General features: G+C 69.6%; 2 protein-coding genes and 2 pseudogenes. All 4 read right to left on the bottom strand.

The window, feature by feature from the left end; genetic code table 11:
- Positions 1-1,047 (bottom strand): annotated as a pseudogene (locus ACRDSQ_RS10845) (aldehyde dehydrogenase family protein); the annotation flags it as partial.
- Positions 1,048-1,054: 7 nt separating this feature from the next.
- Complete coding sequence (locus tag ACRDSQ_RS10840; RefSeq protein WP_431420724.1) at positions 1,055-2,275, bottom strand: mandelate racemase/muconate lactonizing enzyme family protein; 1,221 nt, start codon at positions 2,273-2,275, stop codon at positions 1,055-1,057.
- 52 nt (positions 2,276-2,327) lie between these two features.
- On the bottom strand, positions 2,328-2,990 hold the full coding sequence (locus ACRDSQ_RS10835; RefSeq protein WP_431420723.1) for a thiamine pyrophosphate-dependent enzyme: 663 nt from the start codon (positions 2,988-2,990) through the stop codon (positions 2,328-2,330).
- Positions 2,948-3,436, bottom strand: a pseudogene (locus ACRDSQ_RS10830) (hypothetical protein); the annotation flags it as partial. The gene ACRDSQ_RS10835 and the pseudogene ACRDSQ_RS10830, both read right to left, overlap by 43 nt.

Raw genomic sequence — 3,436 nt, 5'->3', positions numbered from 1 at the left:
GGCCGAAGATCTCCTCCCGCAGTACCGGGTCGGTGGCACCGGGACCTACCACTGGCGCGGCCCGGGGCGGCAGGACAACCACGGTGGGTGCGAGGTAGCGGTCGGCGCGGTCGTGGTCACCGCCGATCACCACGTCGGCACCGTCCAGGCAACCGAGGAGCCGGTCGAACTGGCGCTCGTTGATCACCCGGCAGTACTCGCCGCTGTACCTCGGCTCGGCACCCCACATTTCGGTAATCGCCGCCCGCAAGGCCTCCACCAGAGCCGGGATCCGCTCCGGGATGGTCATCACGTAGTCCGGGGCGACGCACGACTGTCCGGCGTTGGTGAACTTCGCCCACGCCAGCCTGCGCGCGACCGTTCGCAGCTTGGCATCGTCGTCGAACCAGACCGGCGTCTTCCCGCCGAGCTCGAGCGTCACCGGGGTGAGGTGCTCCGCAGCCGCCCGCATCACGATCCGACCGACCGTGCCGCTGCCGGTGAACACGATGTGGTCGAACCGGTGCGCCAGCAGCTCGGTCGTCTCCGCGACCGCGCCCTCGACCACCCCGACGGCACTGTTCGGGAAGTACCCCGGCACCAGCCGTGCGACCAGCGCCGAGGTGGCTGGCGCCAGCTCGCTCGGCTTGAGCACCGCCGTGTTCCCTGCGGCCAGCACGCCGACCAGCGGGTGAGCAGGAGCTCGGCCGGGTAGTTCCACGGCCCGATGACGAGGACCACGCCCAACGGCTCCGGAAGCAGCCCGGCCCGCGCGGGCCGCATCGCGAGCGGAACGGGCACCCGGCGCGGCCGCGCCCACCGGCGCAGACGCCGCAGCGCGTGATCGATCTCGGCGAGGACGACGTCGATCTCGGTGATGTGCGACTCCGGCGCGCTGCGGCGCAGATCCGCGTGCAGCGCCGCCACGAACTCGTCGTCGTTGTCGACGACCATCCGGCGCAACGCCCGCAGATGCCGGATGCGCTCGGGCAGCGGGCGCGTGGATCCGGCATCGAAGCGCGCCCGCGCCGCGGCGACCGTTTCGGCTATCGAGGTGGCGGTGGACATCGCGGCCTCACACATACCGCGCGATCGCGGGCTTCATGTTGTCGAACGCGACCAGCAGAGGTTCGAGGTCCGCGAGCCGCGCCTCGTTCGGCGGGTACTTCGCGAGGACCTTCTCATCGAGTTCGACACCGAGCCCCGGCCGGGTCGACGGGATCACGAAGCCGTCCTCCCACTGGATCGGCTCGACCAGGATCTCCGCGGGGAACCCGGTCCAGTCCTCGATGCCTTCCTGGATCAGGAAGTTGGGGCTGCAGACGTCGAGCTGAATGCTCGCCGCGGCCGAGACCGGGCCGCAGTAGGTCCACGGCGCGATCGAGGCATAGTGCGCCTCGGCCATTCCGGCGATCTTCTTCGATTCCAGCAGGCCGTTGAGCCCGACGTTGACCTGGATGATCGACGCGGCGTTGTGCTCCAGCACCTGCTGGAACTCCCACTTGGTGGTCAGCCGCTCGCCGGTCGCGATGGGCACGCTCGTGCTGCGCGCGACCAGGCCCATGGCCTGCTTGTTCTCCTGCGGGACGGGCTCCTCGAACCACAGCGGATCGTAGCGCTCCAGGACCTTGGCCAGGCGGATCGCGGAATGGGAGTCGAGCTGCCCGTGGGTGCCGATGAGCAGGTCCATCCGGTTGCCGACCTTGTCGCGGATCGCGGCGAGCACCTGGTCGACGTAGTTCAGCTCGGCCAGGCTGATCGACCGGGGCGCCGGGAGCATGGGGAAGATCGGGTCGAACTTGATCGCGCTGAACCCGCGTTCGAGCACGGCGAGCGCGCCGTCGCCCGCCTTCTCCGGTGGCTCACCCGGCACCCAGTCGTAGATGTAGCTGTATGACCGCAGCTTCTCGTGGTAGCGCCCGCCGAGCAGGTTGTAGACCGGTTGGCCCGCGGCCTTGCCGATGATGTCCCAGCAGGCCATCTCGATGGCGCCCAGCACCTGTCCGTCCAGGCTGCCGACGTTGCGGAAGTAGTGCCAGAACCGGGTGTCGTCACCACCGTGCAGGCGCCCCCATAGCCGCTCGATGTCGAACGGGTCGTGGCGGCCGATCAGGAACTGCTCGGCGTATTCGTGAACGATCGCGACGACCGATTTATCGCGGAACTCCATCCCGTTCATCTCGCCCCACCCGATGATGCCCTCATCGGTGGTGACCTTCACGAAACCCCAGTTGATCCCACCCTTGATCGGCACGGGATTGCCCACGACGACGGTGTCGACCGCAGTGATCTTCACGCTGTTCACTCCTTGATCGGGATTCTGAGGGATTCTGAGGATTTCCGATAACTCAGAGCACGACTTCGATAAGCCGGGGTCCGCGCTCCCGCATCGCGCGCCCGAACTGGTCGCTGAATTCCTCGATCGTGTGCGCGCGGCTGGATTCGACGCCCAGGCCGGCGCCCAGACTCAGCCAGTCGAGGGTCGGGTCGTGCAGATCGAGCATCGACAACGCCTTCGGCCCGGCGTGTTCGACGCCCACCCGCCACAGTTCGATGTTGAGGATCGCGTACGAGTGGTTGGCGAAGATCACCGTGGTGACGTCGAGGTTCTCGCGGGCCTGCGTCCACAGCGCCTGCAGCGTGTACATCGCGCCGCCGTCGCCCTGCAGGCAGACGACCTTGCGGTCCGGGCACGCGACGGCGGCGCCGGTGGCCACCGGGATCCCCTGGCCGATCGACCCGCCGGTGACCGCGAGGTGATCGTGCGGCGCGGCATACGCGGTGGCCGCACCAAGGCCGACACCCGACGTGTTGGCCTCGTTGGAGATGATCGCGTTCTCGGGCAGCAGCCGCCCGATCACCTGCGCGGCGGTCATCACGTCCAGGTTCCCGCTGGGGGCCGCCGGGGGCCGAAACGGCGCGGTCACCGCGGCTTCCCGGTGCGCGCCGACGGCCTCGGCGAGATCGGTCAACGCTCCGGTCCCGTCCTCGTGCGGGTGGGCCAGGTGCACGACGCGGCAGTCCTCCGGGTGCACCAGGACGGCCTGCCCGGGTAGGCGAAGAACGACACCGGTGGCTTGGCACCGACCAGGATGAGCTGCTCGACCCCTTTCATGAACTCGACGATCTGCTCGGCGAAGTACGGGATCTGCTCGATCAGCGCGCGGCCCGCCCCCCGCTGCCACCGCGGCGGGAACGTGTCGCAGGCGATACGGGCGCCGGTCTTCGCGGCGACCTGCGCCGCCGCGTGCAGGCCGTCCGCCTTCAGCGCGGCCCCCCGGATCAGGATCAGCGCGCGGTCACCCGCCTTGAGGGCGTCCGCGGCCTGGCGGATGGCCTGGTCGTCCACCGGCGCCCGGACCGGGCGCGGCAACGGCGCTGCCGAGCGGCCCGCCTCCGACCAAGCGGTGTCCGCGGGCAGGATCAGCGTCGCGATCTGCCCCGGCGGCCGCAGCGC

The organism is Actinokineospora sp. (assembly GCF_050699995.1).
In the GTDB taxonomy this organism is placed as follows: Bacteria; Actinomycetota; Actinomycetes; order Mycobacteriales; family Pseudonocardiaceae; genus Actinokineospora.
The sequence above is the reverse complement of the archived record's forward strand: the minus strand, read 5'-3'. Positions and strand labels throughout refer to the sequence as shown.